Genomic DNA, 14,637 nt, shown 5'->3' with positions numbered 1-14,637 from the left:
ACCCCCTTTGCCTGATGACCATAGCGAGTCGGTCCCACCCCTTCCCATCCCGAACAGGACCGTGAAACGACTCTACGCCGATGATAGTGCGGATTCCCGTGTGAAAGTAGGTAATCGTCAGGCTCCCTAAGCCAGAAACCCCCGCCCGAAAGGCGGGGGTTTTTGCATTGGTGCGCCAAAAAAGCGTGCGGCGCAACGGTGCCAAGGCTACGTCCACGGCCTCCCGCCCGCCGAAACCTGCCACTTCCACCCAGTCTTCCATCAGATCGTCCAAAAACGCTGTGAAATGAACGCGTTATTCGGCGTGGTCCACGTAAAATTTGCGTACCCCCATCTCAGCATTCAAAACGATGAACGCCGTCACCCAGGTAGCCCGGGCCGTTTGCCCGCATGATTGTCCGGACACGTGTGCAATGCGCGTGACCGTCGAGAACGGCAAGGCAATCAAGGTCACGGGCGATCCCGACCATCCGCCGACACAGGGCGTCTTGTGTACGAAAGTCAGCCGATACGCGGATCGCGTTCATCATCCCGATCGCCTCACTGTCCCGCTCAGGCGTATCGGCGAAAAAGGGGAAGGGCGCTTCGTGCCGATCAGTTGGGACGAGGCGTTCGACGAGATCGGGCGTCGCCTCGGTGAGATCGCCGCGCGCGCGCCGGAAGCGATCGTGCCGTACAGCTATGCGGGAACGATGGGACTCGTACAAGGCGAGGGCATTGCTCAGCGCTTCTTTCACAAGCTCGGTGCGTCGCGGCTCGAGCGTGCGATCTGCGCGGCGGCCGGTGCCGCGGGGCTGCGATACACGTATGGCGGCAGTGTCGGCATGCACCTCGAGCACTTCGAGGAAAGCGAACTGATTCTGATATGGGGCGCGAATCCGATCGCATCGAGTCTGCACTTCTGGACCCGCGCGCAGGAAGCGAAGCGCCGTGGTGCGCGTCTTGTCGCGATCGACCCGTATCGTTCGCTGACCGCGGAGAAGTGCCATCAGCACATCGCCCTGAAGCCCGGTACCGATGGCGCGTTTGCGCTCGGCATGATGCATGTGCTGATTACCGAAAACCTGCTCGATCACGACTACATCGCCGACCATACGCTCGGCTTCGACGAACTGAAGGCGCGCGCCCTGACCTATCCGCCGGAACGTGTCGCGCAGATCTGCGGCATCGACGCGTCGGAGCTGGTCGATCTTGCCCGTCGCTACGGCGCCACCCGCAAGGCATCGATCCGCCTCAACTACGGCATGCAACGCGTTCGCGGCGGTGGCAATGCCGTGCGCGCGATTGCCAGCCTGCCGGCGTTGACGGGGGCGTGGCGCGATCGGGCGGGCGGCTTGCTGCTCTCGTCGTCGGAGTCCGCGCCGGTCAACCAGGCCGCGCTGCTACGTCCGGACCTGATGCCGGGTTGGCCGAACAAGTTGCCGCGCATCATCAACATGAACGCGATCGGCGACGCGCTGCTGCATCCGGGCGATGCGACGTTCGGGCCGAAAGTGGAAGCGCTGATCGTGTACAACTCGAATCCGGTGGCGGTCGCGCCCGATTCGTCGAAGGTCGCCGCGGGCTTCGCGCGCGACGATCTGTTCACGGTCGTTCTCGAGCACTTCAAGACAGATACGGTCGATTTCGCCGACATTGTATTGCCGGCAACCACGCAGCTCGAACATCTGGATATCCATAAGTCGTACGGCCATACCTATGTGATGGCGAATCTGCCGGTGATTCCGCCGGTGGGAGACGCGCGGCCGAACACGGAGATCTTTCGCGGGATCGCGCGCAGCATGGGACTCGACGAGCCCGCGCTCTATCACAGCGACGAAGCGGTCGCGCGCGCGGCGCTTCGCTGGGACGATCCGGTGCTCGACAGCGACTGGGACACGCTGAAGCAGGCCGGCTGGCTGAAACTCAAACTGCCGGAGGCGCCGTTCGCGAATGGCGGTTTCCGCACGCCATCGGGAAAGTGCGAGTTCTACAGCCCGCGGCTCGAGCAGATGGGCATGGACCCCGTTCCCGACTATCTGCCGCCGTTCGAATCAGTCGAAGCCGCGCCCGAACTCGCCGCACGCTATCCGCTGGCGATGATTTCGCCGCCGGCCCGTCACTTCCTGAACAGCACGTTCGTGAACGTCGACAGCCTGCGTTCGACGGAAGGCGAGCCGCACCTCGACATGCACCCGTCCGACGCCAGCGCGCGCGGCATCGCGGAGGGCGACGTCGTCCGTATCTTCAACGATCGCGGCTCGATGCAGGCGCTTGCGCGTATTACCGATCGGGCGCGCGCCGGGCTGGTCGTCGGATTGTCGATCTGGTGGAAGAAGTTGTCGCCGGACGGCAGGAACGCGAACGAAGTGACGAGCCAGGCACTGACCGATCTGGGCAATTCGGCGACGTTTTACGATTGTCTTGTGGAAGTTGAGCGCATTTGATCGAATATCGCCGTATGATCAGACGAAATTGATATGGAAGTTCGAAGTGGACATCTAACCCTGTTGTCTCGGGGCGGGGGAGCCGTTACGATGCGTTTTAGCACGACCATTCGAAAATCTGTGAGGAGACGCGCGGCATGGACAAAATTTGGCTGAAATCGTACCCACCCGGCGTTCCAGCCGAAATTGACTCCTCTGCTTATCCGTCCGTCCCGGACCTGCTCGACGAGAGCTTCCGGCAGTATCGCGACCGTACTGCGTTCGTCTGCATGGGCAAGGGCATCACGTATGGCGAACTGGACAAGCTGTCGCGCCAGTTCGGCGCGTGGCTGCAATCCCGCGGCCTGGCGCGCGGGGCGCGCGTCGCGATCATGATGCCGAACGTGCTGCAGTACCCGGTGACGATCGCCGCGGTGCTGCGCGCCGGCTACACCGTCGTCAACGTCAACCCGCTCTATACGCCGCGCGAGCTCGAGCATCAGCTGAAGGACAGCGGTGCGGAGGCGATCGTCATCCTGGAGAATTTCGCGTCGACACTGCAGGCCGTCATCGCCAATACGGCCGTCAAGCACGTGGTCGTCGCATCGATGGGCGACCTGCTGGGCATCAAGGGATGGCTCGTCAATTACGTCGTGCGCAACGTGAAGAAGATGGTGCCCGCGTGGCAGCTGCCGTCGTTCACGCGCTTCAAGGCCGCGCTGTCGGAGGGCGCGCGACAGGCGTTCAAGCCGCAGAAGATCGGTCCCGACGACGTCGCGTTCCTGCAGTACACGGGCGGTACGACCGGCGTCGCGAAGGGGGCGACGCTGCTGCACCGGAACATCGTGTCGAACGTGCTGCAGGCCGGCGCGTGGCACCACCCGGCTCACGAGAAGTATCCGGAGGTGGAACAGTTCGTGACGGTTGTCGCGCTGCCGCTGTATCACGTGTTCGCGCTGACCGTCTGCGGTTTCCTGACGATGCGCACGGGCGGCATGGGCATCCTGATCCCGAATCCGCGCGACATCGCCGGCATGATCAAGGAGTTGAAGGGTTACCGGATCTCGACGATTCCTGCGGTCAACACGCTGTACAACGCGCTGCTGAACCATCCGGAATTCGGTCAGCTCGACCTGTCGAAGCTCGTGATCGCCAACGGCGGCGGCATGGCGATCCAGGAGGGCGTCGCGAGGCGCTGGTATGAAAAGACCGGGACCGCGATCATCGAAGGATACGGGCTGTCCGAAACGTCGCCGGTGGCAACCTGCAACCCCGTGACGGCGACCGAATACAGCGGGACGATCGGCCTGCCGCTGCCGTCGACCGAAGTCGCGATCCGCGACGATGCAGGCAACGACGTCGCGCTCGGCGAGCCCGGCGAGATCTGCATCCGCGGGCCGCAGGTGATGGCCGGCTACTGGAACCGGCCGGACGAGACCGCGAAGGTCATGTTCGCGGACGGCTTCTTCAAGACGGGCGACGTCGGCGTGATGGATGCGCGCGGCTACGTGAAGATCGTCGATCGCAAGAAGGACATGATTCTCGTGTCTGGCTTCAACGTGTATCCGAACGAAGTCGAGGACGTGGTGGCGTCGCATCCGGGCGTGTTCGAGGTCGCGGCGGTCGGCGTGCCGGACGAGCATTCCGGCGAAGCCGTGAAGCTGTTCATCGTGAAAAAGGATCCGGCGCTGACCGACAAGGACATCCTCGCCTACTGCAAGGAGCGGCTCACCGGGTACAAGCGGCCGAAGCTGGTCGAGTTCCGCACGGAGCTGCCGAAGACGAACGTCGGCAAGATCCTGCGGCGCGAACTGCGTGACGGACGCGCGTAACGCACGCAACGAGACGGTTGAACGAAAAAGCCCGGCCCATGCCGGGCTTTTTGTTTGCGGCTGCGGGTGGATCGGCCGGGGGCACGTGTTTCGTGCGGGAGCCGGCGGCAGTTCTTGCATTTCGACCTGACGGCTGGCGTCGGCACGCTGCGACGCACGTTTGCATGTCGACCCACCGACCCGCTGACCCGCCGCCCGAAAAAGAAAAAGGCGCCCGAAGGCGCCTTCAAGATGCTGCGGCTTGTCAGACAAGCTGATTAGAACTTGTGACGGATGCCGACGCGTGCTGCGACCTGGTTGCTGGTGCTCGAACCTGCGAGACCGTTGATCGCTGCCGTTGCCTTCAGGACGTTGCCGTTCGAATCGAGCACGTTGCCCGATGCGTGCTGGTACACGCCGATCGCGTAGACGTCGGTGCGCTTCGACAGGAAGTAGTCGACGCCCAGCGAGCCCTGGTGGTACTTGGCTGCCGAGTTGCCGTCGATCTTGCTGCCTTGCGTGTAGTCGTACGCCGCGCCGAGGATCAACGCCGGGGTCAACTGGTACTTGAAGTTGATTTCGCCGTTGTTGAACGTCGCGGTCTGGTTCACGAACGGGCCTGCCGAGAAGCCCTTGAACTTCGTGTTCGAGTACGTCGCGCCGATCGTCGCTGCGCCGAACGTGTACGCGCCGCCTGCGCCGATGACCTGGTACGTGTTCGCGTTGTTCGCGTACGCGCCGTAGATCGGCGACGAGACCGACGACGACGTCGAACCGTTGTTGAACATGCCGCCAAACTGGTTCGGCGTGCGTGCGTTCAAGTAACCGACGCCGAGGACCAGCGGGCCGTTGTTGTAGCCTGCGCCGAGCGACCAGACCTGGTTCTTCGCGAACTGACCTGCCTGGCCGCCGAAGCTGTACAGGCCGCCGAACGTGAAGCCGCCGTAGCTCTGGCTCGTGAACTTGACCGCGTTGTTCACGCGATACGCGTTGTTGAAGTTGTCGAGGTCGCCCGGGTGAGCGGCGATGTAGCCGCCCCACTGGTCGCCTGCCTCGAGCGGGCCGACGAAGTCGACGACGGAGTCGTACTGACGACCCAGCGTGACCGTACCGTACTGGCTCGACAGGCCGACGTAAGCCTGACGGCCGAACATCAGGCCGCCCTGACCGAGCTTGCCGCTGTTCACGTCGAAACCGTTTTCGAGAGTGAAGATCGCCTTCAGGCCGCCACCGAGGTCTTCGGTGCCGCGCAGACCGAAGCGGCTGCCTTGCATCACGCCGCTGGCCATGCTGTACAGGTGCTTGCCGCCTGCGTTGTTGTTGAAGAGCAGGCCTTCATCGATGATGCCGTAAAGCGTCACGCTGCTTTGCGCATGGGCAGCGCCAGCGAACGCGCCCAGCGCGACGAGGGCGAGAAGCGACTTTTTCATTAACGGATCTCCAAGAATCACTGAATTTTTTTGGCGGGGCGGATAGTTATGTTCTGTTGACGGGCCCCATCAACTTCGCAAGAAGTCGCACGTAATGTAGCAAAGCCGATTTTTGCCACAAAGCGAAATGCTGCAGCTCAACGCCGCCATGTTTCCTTTATGCAACAATGGTTAAAATCACGGGTTAACCGCAATTTCCGCTGAATAATCAAGTCGGTTACGCAGCGGACTCGTGCCCTTGCCGCGTGCAGCGGCACCTGCAGCCAGGAGAACAGGATGGTGTTGGATGAACTGATCAGCGAATTCGATCGCGGCCTGCGATCGCTGACCGGCATTAGCCGGATGAGCCGGCCGGTGCCCGCGCCGGCCGATGCGCCGGACGCCGAGCTGACGCCCGCCGAGCGCACGCACGCGGCCGGCCTGATGCGCGTGAATCACGTCGGCGAGGTCTGCGCGCAGGCGCTCTACCAGGCGCAGAAGCTCACCGCGCGCACGGCGTCGGCGAAGGCGATGTTCGAGGAGGCCGCGCGCGAGGAGGAGGATCACCTCGCGTGGACCGCGCACCGCCTGAAGGAGCTCGACTCGCGCCCGAGCCTGCTCAACCCGCTGTGGTATGCCGGCGCGCTCGCGATCGGCGTGGCGGCTGGCGCGCTCGGCGACAAGGTCAGCCTCGGCTTCATGGCCGAGACGGAGCGGCAGGTCGAGAGCCATCTCGAAGGCCACATGTCCGAGCTGCCGGCGACCGACACCGCGTCGCGCGCGATCGTCGACCAGATGCGGATCGACGAGGTGAAGCACGGCAAGGCCGCGACCGACGCCGGCGGCATCGAGCTGCCGCTGCCCGCGCGGATGCTGATGCGCGCCGCGTCGAAAGTCATGACGAGCACTGCGTACTATCTCTGAGATTGGCGCCGGGGTGGCGTGGGACGCCGCCCCGGTTCACCGCCCCCGATACCGCCCGCTCACTCCTCGTTTTCCCGCCCCCGAAAGCCCCGTCCGCACGCCCGTCTGGGCCGTCTTTCTCACGTATCACCTTCACAAGTTGCACTAGCTCATTCATTTATAACGGTTTTTGGAATGAGGGGTCGCATGAGCATGTGCGCGTAAGTCCTTGTTCTAACTAACAAAATTCGTCAAAAAAGCGGGCCGCTCCCTTGACCGTGCCACACCCTTCCTCTAAAGTGGGAGACAGTGTGAGAAAGTGTATTTTTGTGTGATTTAGCAGGCTATTCCGGCTAAATTCTCAGCATTGAGCGGGTGCTTCGGTGCCCTGAACGGGAGAGCGGAAAGTGTTCCAAGGGGCGTCGGCGCTGACGCTCGATGCGAAAGGGCGGATGTCGGTGCCGGCTCGCTATCGCGAAGCGCTGCAAGGACAGGCAGAAGGACGGGTGACTGTGACCAAGCACCCGGACGGCTGCCTGTTGCTGTTTCCGCGCCCCGAATGGGAAGTGTTCCGCGCCAAGATCGCCGCGTTGCCGATGGACGCGCACTGGTGGCGGCGAATTTTTCTCGGCAATGCGATGGACGTCGATCTCGACAGCGCGGGCCGGATTCTCGTATCGCCCGAGCTGCGCATGGCAGCCGGACTGGAAAAGGAAGTCATGTTGTTGGGAATGGGTAGTCACTTCGAGCTGTGGGATTCGCAGACCTACAACGCGAAGGAGCAGGCAGCGATGGCGCAGGGCATGCCCGACGCGCTGAAGAATTTCACGTTCTGATTGCGGTGACGGAGACGCCCGCGATGGGAAATGAATTGCGGCATCGGACGGTGCTGTTGGATGAGGCGGTCGAGTCGCTCGTGACGCGGCCGGACGGCGTGTACGTCGACGGCACGTTCGGGCGCGGCGGCCATAGCCGCGCGGTGCTCGCGCGGCTGGCGCCGGCCGCGCGGCTGATCGCGTTCGACAAGGATCCGAGGGCGATCGAGACGGCGCAGGGCATCGAGGATGCGCGCTTCTCGATCGTGCATGACAGCTTTGCTTCGATGCGCGACGCGCTTGCTGCGCGCGGCGTCGAGAAGGTGTCGGGGGTGTTGCTGGACCTGGGCGTGTCCTCGCCGCAGGTGGACGATCCGGCGCGCGGCTTCAGTTTCCGCGCCGATGGTCCGCTGGACATGCGAATGGATCCGACGCGTGGCGAGTCGGCGGCCGAATGGCTCGCGCGGGCTTCGGTGCAGGAATTGACGGAGGTGATACGGGATTATGGGGAAGAACGGTTTGCTTTTCAGATTGCAAAGGCGCTTGTTGCTCGCCGGGCAGAGTCCGACCGTCTTGGGCCTCTCGACACCACGGGCGAGCTTGCCCAAATCGTGGGTCACGTCGTCAAAACCCGTGAGAAGGGCAAGGATCCGGCAACCCGCACCTTTCAGGCTATACGGATTCACGTCAATCAAGAGCTTGCGGACCTGCAAGTCGTACTAGACGCGGCATTGTCGTTGCTGGAGCAAGGGGGGCGGCTGGTGGTCATCAGCTTTCATTCACTCGAGGACCGGATCGTCAAACGATTCATGCAGGCGCACGCGAGTGCGCCTGCGGTCGATCGTCGCCTGCCGATCCGCGCCGTCGACCTCCCGAGCCCGCCGCTCAAGATCATCAGCCGCCAGTTTCCGAGCGAAGCGGAAGTCGCCGCGAATCCGCGCGCCCGCTCGGCCGTGATGCGCATTGCGGAGCGCGTCACGCCATGAGCCGCCTCAATATCTTCCTGCTGATCATCGTGATGGGTTGCGCGCTGTCGGTCGTCAACTCGACGAACCAGCAACGCCAGATCTTCATTCAGTTGCAGCGCGCGCAGTCGCAGGAGCGCCAGCTCCAGCAGGACTATGCGCAGCTCCAATATCAGCAGAGCGCGCTGTCGAAGACGTCGCGCATCGAGCAGCTCGCGAACGATTCGCTGAAAATGCAGCCGATCTCGACCGGCCGCACGCAATACCTGACGCTGCCGCCGGGCGCCGCGAAGGCGATCGACGCGCCGATCCCGGCGTCGGCCGACACGGCCGGCAAGGGCAAGGGGGGCGCGCGATGAAGCCGTCCCAGAAGCGCCAGAACGTGAAGTTCTCGTCGAGCCCCGTGCTGGGCGTGCATCTGCCGATGTGGCGCTCGAAGCTCGTCGTGTTCATGCTGTTCATGGCGTTCGTCGCGCTGGCCGCCCGGGCGTTCTGGATCCAGGGTCCCGGCAACGCGTTCTATCAGAAGCAGGGCGAAAGCCGCTACCAGCGCACGATCGAACTGCCCGCGACGCGCGGCAAGATCCTCGATCGTAACGGGCTCGTGCTCGCGACGAGCCTGCCCGTGCGCGCGATCTGGGCGATTCCCGATGCGGTGCCGGACGACCTCGACGCCGACAAGATCAACCAGCTCGGCAAGCTCCTCGGCATGACGTCGAAGGAACTGCGCGTGAAGCTGTCGGAAGACAAGGGTTTCGTCTACGTGAAGCGCCAGGTGCCGATCGACGTCGCCGACAAGGTCGCCGCGCTCGACATCCCCGGCATCTATCAGCGCAACGAATACAAGCGCTTCTACCCGGAAGGCGAGATCACCGCTCACCTGATCGGCTTCACGAACGTCGAGGACGAAGGGCAGGAAGGCGTCGAACTGGGTGACCAGAAGATGCTGTCCGGCACATCCGGCATGCGCCGCGTGATCAAGGACCGGATGGGGCACATCATCGAGGATGTCGCCGAGCAGATTCCGCCGCACAACGGCACCGACGTCGACCTGTCGATCGACAGCAAGATCCAGTACATCGCGTACGCGAACCTGAAGGCCGCCGTCGAGAAGTTCAAGGCGAAGGCCGGCGCGGCGATGGTCGTCGACGTGCGTACCGGCGAAGTGCTCGCGCTCGTCAACTACCCGACGTACAACCCGAACGACCGCTCGCGCATGACCGGCGAGCAGTTGCGCAACCGGATCATGACCGACGTGTTCGAGCCGGGCTCGATCATGAAGCCGTTTACGGTATCACTCGCGCTCGACCTGCATCGCGTGACGCCGAACACGCTCGTCGAGACGGGCAACGGGCATTTCGTGCTCGACGGCGCGCCGATCACCGACGACGCGGGTTTCGGTACGCTGACGGTCGGCGGCGTGATCCAGAAGTCGAGCAACATCGGCGCGACGAAGATCGCGATGACGATGCGGCCCGAGGAAATGTGGAATATGTATACGAGCATCGGCCTCGGCCAGGCGCCGAAGGTCGGGTTCCCCGGCGCGGTGGCCGGCCGCCTGCGTCCGTGGAAGAGCTGGCGCCGCATCGAGCAGGCGACGATGTCGTACGGCTACGGCCTGTCGGTGTCGCTGTTCCAGCTCGCCCGGGCGTACACGGCGATCGCGCACGACGGCGAGCTGATGCCCGTGACCATTTTCAAGACCGACCCCAATCAGCCGATCGCCGGCACGCAGGTGTTCAACCCCACCACCGCGCGGGAAGTGCGCGCGATGCTCGAGACGGTGGTCGCGCCGGGCGGCACGTCGCCGGATGCGGCCGTGCCGGGCTATCGCGTCGGCGGCAAGAGCGGTACCGCGTACAAGCACGAAGGTCACGGCTATACGCGCAAGTACCGCGCGTCGTTCGTCGGAATGGCGCCGATGCCGAATCCGCGCGTCGTGATCGCGGTGTCGGTGGACGAGCCGACGGCCGGCAGCCACTTCGGCGGCCAGGTGTCCGGCCCCGTATTCTCCGCGATCGCCGGCGACACGATGCGTGCGCTGAACGTGCCGCCGAACATGCCGATCAAGCAGCTCGTCGTGTCCGACGATTCGCCGGAATCGCCTGCCGCCAAGGGCCCGCAAAAGCTGGCCGCGGGTAGCGGCGCAAAGCATATGATCGTGTCCAGCACGACGCGTAATTCACCAGGAGTAGTTCGATGAGCGCCGCCCGCAGTTCCCATCCGGCGCATCAGCAGATCGCAGCCGCGCTCGCGTGGCTGCGTCAGCATGTGGCCCCCGCGGCGCAACTGCATGCCGACACGCGCAGCCTCCAGGCTGGCGACGTGTTCGTCGCGTATGCGGTCGACGGGGCGGATAACCGCGCTTTCATGGCCGACGCCGTCGCGCGCGGTGCGGCCGCCGTGCTGTATCAGCCGGACGGGCTGACCGATGCGCCGGCCGTCCCCGTCGCCCTCGCGGTGCCGGCGCTCGACCAGCTCGCGGGCGAGATCGCCAGCGGCTGGTACGGCGATCCGAGCGACAGCCTGCTCGCGGTCGGTGTCACGGGCACGAACGGCAAGACGTCGTGCACGCAGTGGATCGCCACCGCGCTGACGGCGCTGCATCAGCCGTGCGCGGTGATCGGCACGCTCGGCACCGGGATGCCCGGCCAGCTCGTGCCGACCGGCTTCACGACGCCCGACGCGCCGCAACTGCAGCGCAGCCTCGCGCAATTGCGTGCGGCGGGCGCGCAGGCCGTGGCGATGGAAGTGTCGTCGCATGCGCTGCACCAGGGTCGCGTGAACGGGACGGCGTTCGACATCGCGGTGTTTACGAACCTCACGCAGGATCACCTCGACTATCACGGCACGTTCGACGCGTACGAGGCCGCGAAGGCGAAGCTGTTCGCGTGGCGCGGTCTGCGCGCGGCGGTGATCAACCGCGACGATGCGGCTGGCCGCCGCCTGCTCGAGAAGCTGGCCGGCCGCGTGCGCACGATCGCGTACGGGATCGGCGACGCACCGGCGCCCGACGCCGATCGCGAACTGGTCGCGCTCGACGTGCGCGCCACCGCGACGGGTACCGCCTTCCGCCTGCGTTCGTCGTGGGGCGACGCGGGCGTCGAGGTCGGCACGCTCGGCACGTTCAACGTCAGCAATCTGCTCGCCGTGCTCGGCTCGCTGCTCGCGGCCGACGTGCCGTTCGACGCGGCCCTCGCCGAGATCGAGCGGCTCGAGTCGGTCAACGGTCGGATGCAGCGGCTCGGCGGCCGGTTGCAGAACGACGAACCGCTCGTCGTGATCGATTACGCACACACGCCCGACGCGCTCGACAAGACGCTCGACGCGCTGCGCCCGATCGCCGCGGCGCGCGGCGGCCGGCTCGTTTGCATGTTCGGCTGCGGCGGCGATCGCGATGCGACGAAGCGCCCGCTGATGGGCGCGATCGCGGAGCGGCTCGCCGACGAAGTCGTCGTCACGAGCGACAACCCGCGCAGCGAAGATCCGCAGTACATCATCGACCAGGTCATCGCGGGCATGACCGCGCCCGAGCGCGCACGCCGTATCGAGGATCGCGCGAGCGCGATCCTGCAGGCGGTGCGCGGCGCAGCACGCGAGGACGTCGTCGTGCTGGCCGGCAAGGGCCACGAGGCTACGCAGGAAATCATGGGCAAGAAGCGCACCTTCTCCGACCAGGATCACGCGCGGCTCGCGCTTGCAGCGCGCGCCACGCACGGCAAGGGAGGCGCCGAATGACGATGCTCAGTCTCGGCGAAGCCGCCCGCCTGATTCCCGGCGCCACCGTCCACGGCGACGCGGGCGTCACGTTCGACCGCGTGTCGACCGATAGCCGCACGGTCGGCCCGGGCGACCTGTTCGTCGCGCTGAAGGGCGAGCGCTTCGACGCGCACGACTTTCTCGGCGACGTCGCCGCGCGCGGGGCCGCTGCGGCGCTCGTCGCGCACGCGCCGGCGGGCGTCGCGATGCCGATGATCGCTGGCGGCGAAACGCGTGCCGCGCTCGGCGCGCTCGCGCACGGCTGGCGGATGCGATTCCCGCTGCCGGTCGTCGCGGTGACGGGCAGCAACGGCAAGACGACCGTCAAGGAAATGATCGCGTCGATCTTCGCGGCGGCGGTCGGTGCCGACGCGCGGCTCGCGACGGCCGGCAACCTGAACAACGATGTCGGCCTGCCGCTGACGCTGCTGCGCCTGTCGGCCGCGCATCGTCTCGCGGTGGTCGAGATCGGCATGAACCATCCGGGCGAAACCGAAGTCCTCGCGCGCCTCACCGCGCCGACGGTCGCGCTCGTCAACAACGCGCAGCGCGAGCACCAGGAATTCATGGCGACGGTCGAAGCCGTTGCGCTCGAACACGCGGCCGTGATCCACGCGCTGCCGCCGGACGGCGTCGCGGTGTTCCCGGCCGACGACGCGTACGCGGGCATCTGGCGCGTCGCGGCAACCGGCAACCGGATCCTCGATTTCGCGCTGCACGACGCCGAACGGCAGAACGACGCACAGATCGTCGGTCGCATGCACGGCGGCGAACTCGCGATCGACACGCCGGCCGGCGCCGTCACGGTGCGGCTGCGTGCGCTCGGCGAGCACAACGCGCGTAACGCGCTGGCCGCGACGGCCGCGGCGCTCGGCGCCGGCGTCGCGCTGTCGGCGATCCGGCAGGGTCTCGAAGCGTTCGAACCGGTCAAGGGCCGGCTGCAGGTGAAGCCCGCGAGCGTCGGCAGCCTCGCGGGCGCGACGGTCGTCGACGATACGTACAACGCGAACCCCGATTCGATGCGTGCGGCGATCGACGTGCTCGCCGCGCATCCGGCGCCGCGTGTGCTGGTGATCGGCGACATGGGCGAAGTCGGCGACGAAGGGCCGGCATTCCATCGCGAGATCGGCGCGTACGCGCGCGAACGCGGGATCGACGCGCTGTTCGCGCTCGGCGACGCGTCGCGCGACGCGTGCACGGCCTACGGCGACACCGCGCGCCATTTCGACGACGTCGGCGCGCTCGTGTCGGCGCTGCTCGCGGCCGGTTACGGCGCGCAGGCGACGGTGCTCGTGAAGGGCTCGCGGTACATGAAGATGGAGCGCGTGGTCGACGCGCTGACGAACCAACCCGCGGCGGGCACCGTGCCCGCCGCACACTGAGTAGAAGGAAGGAAGCATGCTGCTGGCGCTGGCGCAATGGCTGCAAGGAGACGCAAGCTTTTTGCGCTTGTTCACGTACCTCACGTTCCGTGCGGTGATGGCCACCATCACCGCGCTGGGGATCGGGCTCGTGTGCGGACCGTGGGTGATCCGCAAGCTGACGCAAATGAAGGTCGGGCAGGCCGTGCGCAAGGACGGCCCGCAGACCCACCTCGTCAAGTCCGGCACGCCGACGATGGGCGGCGTGCTGATCCTGATCGGCATCGCGGTCGCGACGCTGCTGTGGGGCGACCTGACGAACCGTTTCATCTGGATCGTGATGCTCGTGACGTTCGGTTTCGGCGTGATCGGCTGGGTCGACGATTACCGCAAGGTCGTCCACAAGGATCCGCGCGGGATGTCGTCGCGCGAGAAGTATTTCTGGCAATCGGTGATCGGGCTGTTCGCGGCCGTCTATCTCGCGTTCAGCGTGTCCGAGGCGAACAACGTGCGCGTGTTCGACCTGTTCATGGCGTGGGTACGGAGCGGCCTGTCGATGGGGCTGCCGGCGCGCGCCGACCTGATGCTGCCGTTCCTGAAGTCGATCAGCTATCCGCTCGGCGTGTGGGGCTTCATCGTGCTGACCTACTTCGTGATCGTCGGCGCGAGCAACGCGGTGAACCTGACCGACGGGCTCGACGGCCTCGTGATCATGCCGGTCGTGCTCGTGGGCGCGTCGCTCGGTGTGTTCGCGTACGTGATGGGCAGCGCGGTCTATTCAAAATACCTGCTGTTCCCGCACATCCCGGGCGCGGGCGAACTGCTGATCTTCTGTTCCGCGATGGGCGGGGCGGGGCTCGCGTTCCTCTGGTACAACACGCACCCCGCGCAGGTATTCATGGGCGACGTCGGCGCACTCGCGCTCGGCGGCGCGCTCGGCACGGTCGCGGTGATCGTGCGCCAGGAAATCGTGCTGTTCATCATGGGCGGCATCTTCGTCGCGGAAACGCTGTCCGTGATGCTGCAGGTGTCGTGGTTCAAGTACACGAAGAAGCGTTACGGCGAAGGGCGGCGCCTGCTGAAGATGGCGCCGCTGCATCACCATTTCGAATTGTCCGGCTGGAAGGAAACGCAGGTGGTCGTGCGTTTCTGGATCATCACGCTGATGCTGTGCCTGTTCGGTCTGACCACCCTCAAGCTGCGGTAAAG

General features: G+C 65.4%; 11 protein-coding genes and 1 rRNA gene. 11 read left to right on the top strand and 1 reads right to left on the bottom strand.

Annotated elements, in window-relative coordinates; translation table 11 throughout:
• Window positions 1–10 precede the first annotated feature (10 nt).
• From rrf to H0X91_RS29675, 3 genes are all read left to right on the top strand, one after another.
• Window positions 11–123: ribosomal RNA gene (gene rrf, locus H0X91_RS29685) — 5S ribosomal RNA — on the top strand.
• A gap of 227 nt (window positions 124–350) precedes the next feature.
• Window positions 351–2,426 (top strand): molybdopterin-containing oxidoreductase family protein, encoded by a 2,076-nt coding sequence (locus tag H0X91_RS29680; protein ID WP_012492976.1) that lies wholly within the window; start codon window positions 351–353, stop codon window positions 2,424–2,426.
• Window positions 2,427–2,563: 137 nt separating this feature from the next.
• The gene (locus H0X91_RS29675; protein WP_006493337.1) at window positions 2,564–4,237 is read left to right on the top strand and encodes a long-chain fatty acid--CoA ligase; all 1,674 of its coding nucleotides are present in this window, start codon (window positions 2,564–2,566) and stop codon (window positions 4,235–4,237) included.
• A gap of 257 nt (window positions 4,238–4,494) precedes the next feature.
• Here H0X91_RS29675 and H0X91_RS29670 read toward each other — a convergent pair whose 3' ends face one another.
• Entirely contained in the window at window positions 4,495–5,646 is a 1,152-nt protein-coding gene (locus H0X91_RS29670; RefSeq protein ID WP_006487141.1) for a porin, read from the bottom strand.
• A gap of 276 nt (window positions 5,647–5,922) precedes the next feature.
• Here H0X91_RS29670 and coq7 point away from each other — a divergent pair, with 276 nt between their 5' ends.
• The 8 genes from coq7 to mraY all read left to right on the top strand — a co-directional run bounded on the left by coq7 (window position 5,923) and on the right by mraY (window position 14,635).
• Window positions 5,923–6,549, top strand: a complete 627-nt coding sequence (gene coq7, locus H0X91_RS29665; RefSeq protein WP_006487096.1) for a 2-polyprenyl-3-methyl-6-methoxy-1,4-benzoquinone monooxygenase — start codon at window positions 5,923–5,925, stop codon at window positions 6,547–6,549.
• Window positions 6,550–6,935: 386 nt separating this feature from the next.
• Window positions 6,936–7,364, top strand: coding sequence for a division/cell wall cluster transcriptional repressor MraZ (gene mraZ / locus H0X91_RS29660; protein WP_006487094.1), 429 nt, complete (start codon window positions 6,936–6,938; stop codon window positions 7,362–7,364).
• A 23-nt stretch (window positions 7,365–7,387) separates the two neighbouring features.
• A complete protein-coding gene (rsmH, locus tag H0X91_RS29655) occupies window positions 7,388–8,329 on the top strand; it encodes a 16S rRNA (cytosine(1402)-N(4))-methyltransferase RsmH (RefSeq protein ID WP_006496776.1) in 942 nt (313 codons plus the stop codon).
• Window positions 8,326–8,667 carry a cell division protein FtsL gene (ftsL, locus tag H0X91_RS29650; RefSeq protein WP_006487110.1) on the top strand — a complete coding sequence of 114 codons (342 nt, stop codon included), beginning with the start codon at window positions 8,326–8,328 and terminating at the stop codon, window positions 8,665–8,667. The genes rsmH and ftsL overlap by 4 nt, the downstream gene beginning before the upstream one ends.
• On the top strand, window positions 8,664–10,511 hold the full coding sequence (locus tag H0X91_RS29645) for a peptidoglycan D,D-transpeptidase FtsI family protein (protein WP_006487157.1): 1,848 nt from the start codon (window positions 8,664–8,666) through the stop codon (window positions 10,509–10,511). The genes ftsL and H0X91_RS29645 overlap by 4 nt, the downstream gene beginning before the upstream one ends.
• Entirely contained in the window at window positions 10,508–12,046 is a 1,539-nt protein-coding gene (locus tag H0X91_RS29640) for a UDP-N-acetylmuramoyl-L-alanyl-D-glutamate--2,6-diaminopimelate ligase (RefSeq protein WP_062911032.1), read from the top strand. Before H0X91_RS29645 ends, H0X91_RS29640 begins: the two co-directional genes overlap by 4 nt.
• Window positions 12,043–13,449 (top strand): UDP-N-acetylmuramoyl-tripeptide--D-alanyl-D-alanine ligase, encoded by a 1,407-nt coding sequence (locus H0X91_RS29635; RefSeq protein ID WP_059721681.1) that lies wholly within the window; start codon window positions 12,043–12,045, stop codon window positions 13,447–13,449. Before H0X91_RS29640 ends, H0X91_RS29635 begins: the two co-directional genes overlap by 4 nt.
• 16 nt (window positions 13,450–13,465) lie before the next feature.
• Window positions 13,466–14,635 (top strand): phospho-N-acetylmuramoyl-pentapeptide-transferase, encoded by a 1,170-nt coding sequence (gene mraY / locus H0X91_RS29630; protein ID WP_006477019.1) that lies wholly within the window; start codon window positions 13,466–13,468, stop codon window positions 14,633–14,635.
• Window positions 14,636–14,637 lie beyond the last annotated feature (2 nt).

It is taken from the genome of Burkholderia sp. 9777_1386 (genome assembly GCF_015712265.1).
GTDB classification, from domain to species: domain Bacteria; phylum Pseudomonadota; class Gammaproteobacteria; order Burkholderiales; family Burkholderiaceae; genus Burkholderia; species Burkholderia cenocepacia.
The sequence above is the reverse complement of the archived record's forward strand: the minus strand, read 5'-3'. Positions and strand labels throughout refer to the sequence as shown.

What these genes read in the sequence shown, in the direction of transcription:
- H0X91_RS29680 (WP_012492976.1), top strand. Translation starts at nt 351, where the DNA reads ATGAACGCCGTCACCCAGGTAGCCCGGGCCGTTTGCCCGCATGATTGT.
- H0X91_RS29675 (WP_006493337.1), top strand. Translation starts at nt 2,564, where the DNA reads ATGGACAAAATTTGGCTGAAATCGTACCCACCCGGCGTTCCAGCCGAA.
- H0X91_RS29670 (WP_006487141.1), bottom strand. Translation starts at nt 5,646, where the DNA reads ATGAAAAAGTCGCTTCTCGCCCTCGTCGCGCTGGGCGCGTTCGCTGGC.
- coq7 (WP_006487096.1), top strand. Translation starts at nt 5,923, where the DNA reads ATGGTGTTGGATGAACTGATCAGCGAATTCGATCGCGGCCTGCGATCG.
- rsmH (WP_006496776.1), top strand. Translation starts at nt 7,388, where the DNA reads ATGGGAAATGAATTGCGGCATCGGACGGTGCTGTTGGATGAGGCGGTC.
- ftsL (WP_006487110.1), top strand. Translation starts at nt 8,326, where the DNA reads ATGAGCCGCCTCAATATCTTCCTGCTGATCATCGTGATGGGTTGCGCG.
- H0X91_RS29645 (WP_006487157.1), top strand. Translation starts at nt 8,664, where the DNA reads ATGAAGCCGTCCCAGAAGCGCCAGAACGTGAAGTTCTCGTCGAGCCCC.
- H0X91_RS29640 (WP_062911032.1), top strand. Translation starts at nt 10,508, where the DNA reads ATGAGCGCCGCCCGCAGTTCCCATCCGGCGCATCAGCAGATCGCAGCC.
- H0X91_RS29635 (WP_059721681.1), top strand. Translation starts at nt 12,043, where the DNA reads ATGACGATGCTCAGTCTCGGCGAAGCCGCCCGCCTGATTCCCGGCGCC.
- mraY (WP_006477019.1), top strand. Translation starts at nt 13,466, where the DNA reads ATGCTGCTGGCGCTGGCGCAATGGCTGCAAGGAGACGCAAGCTTTTTG.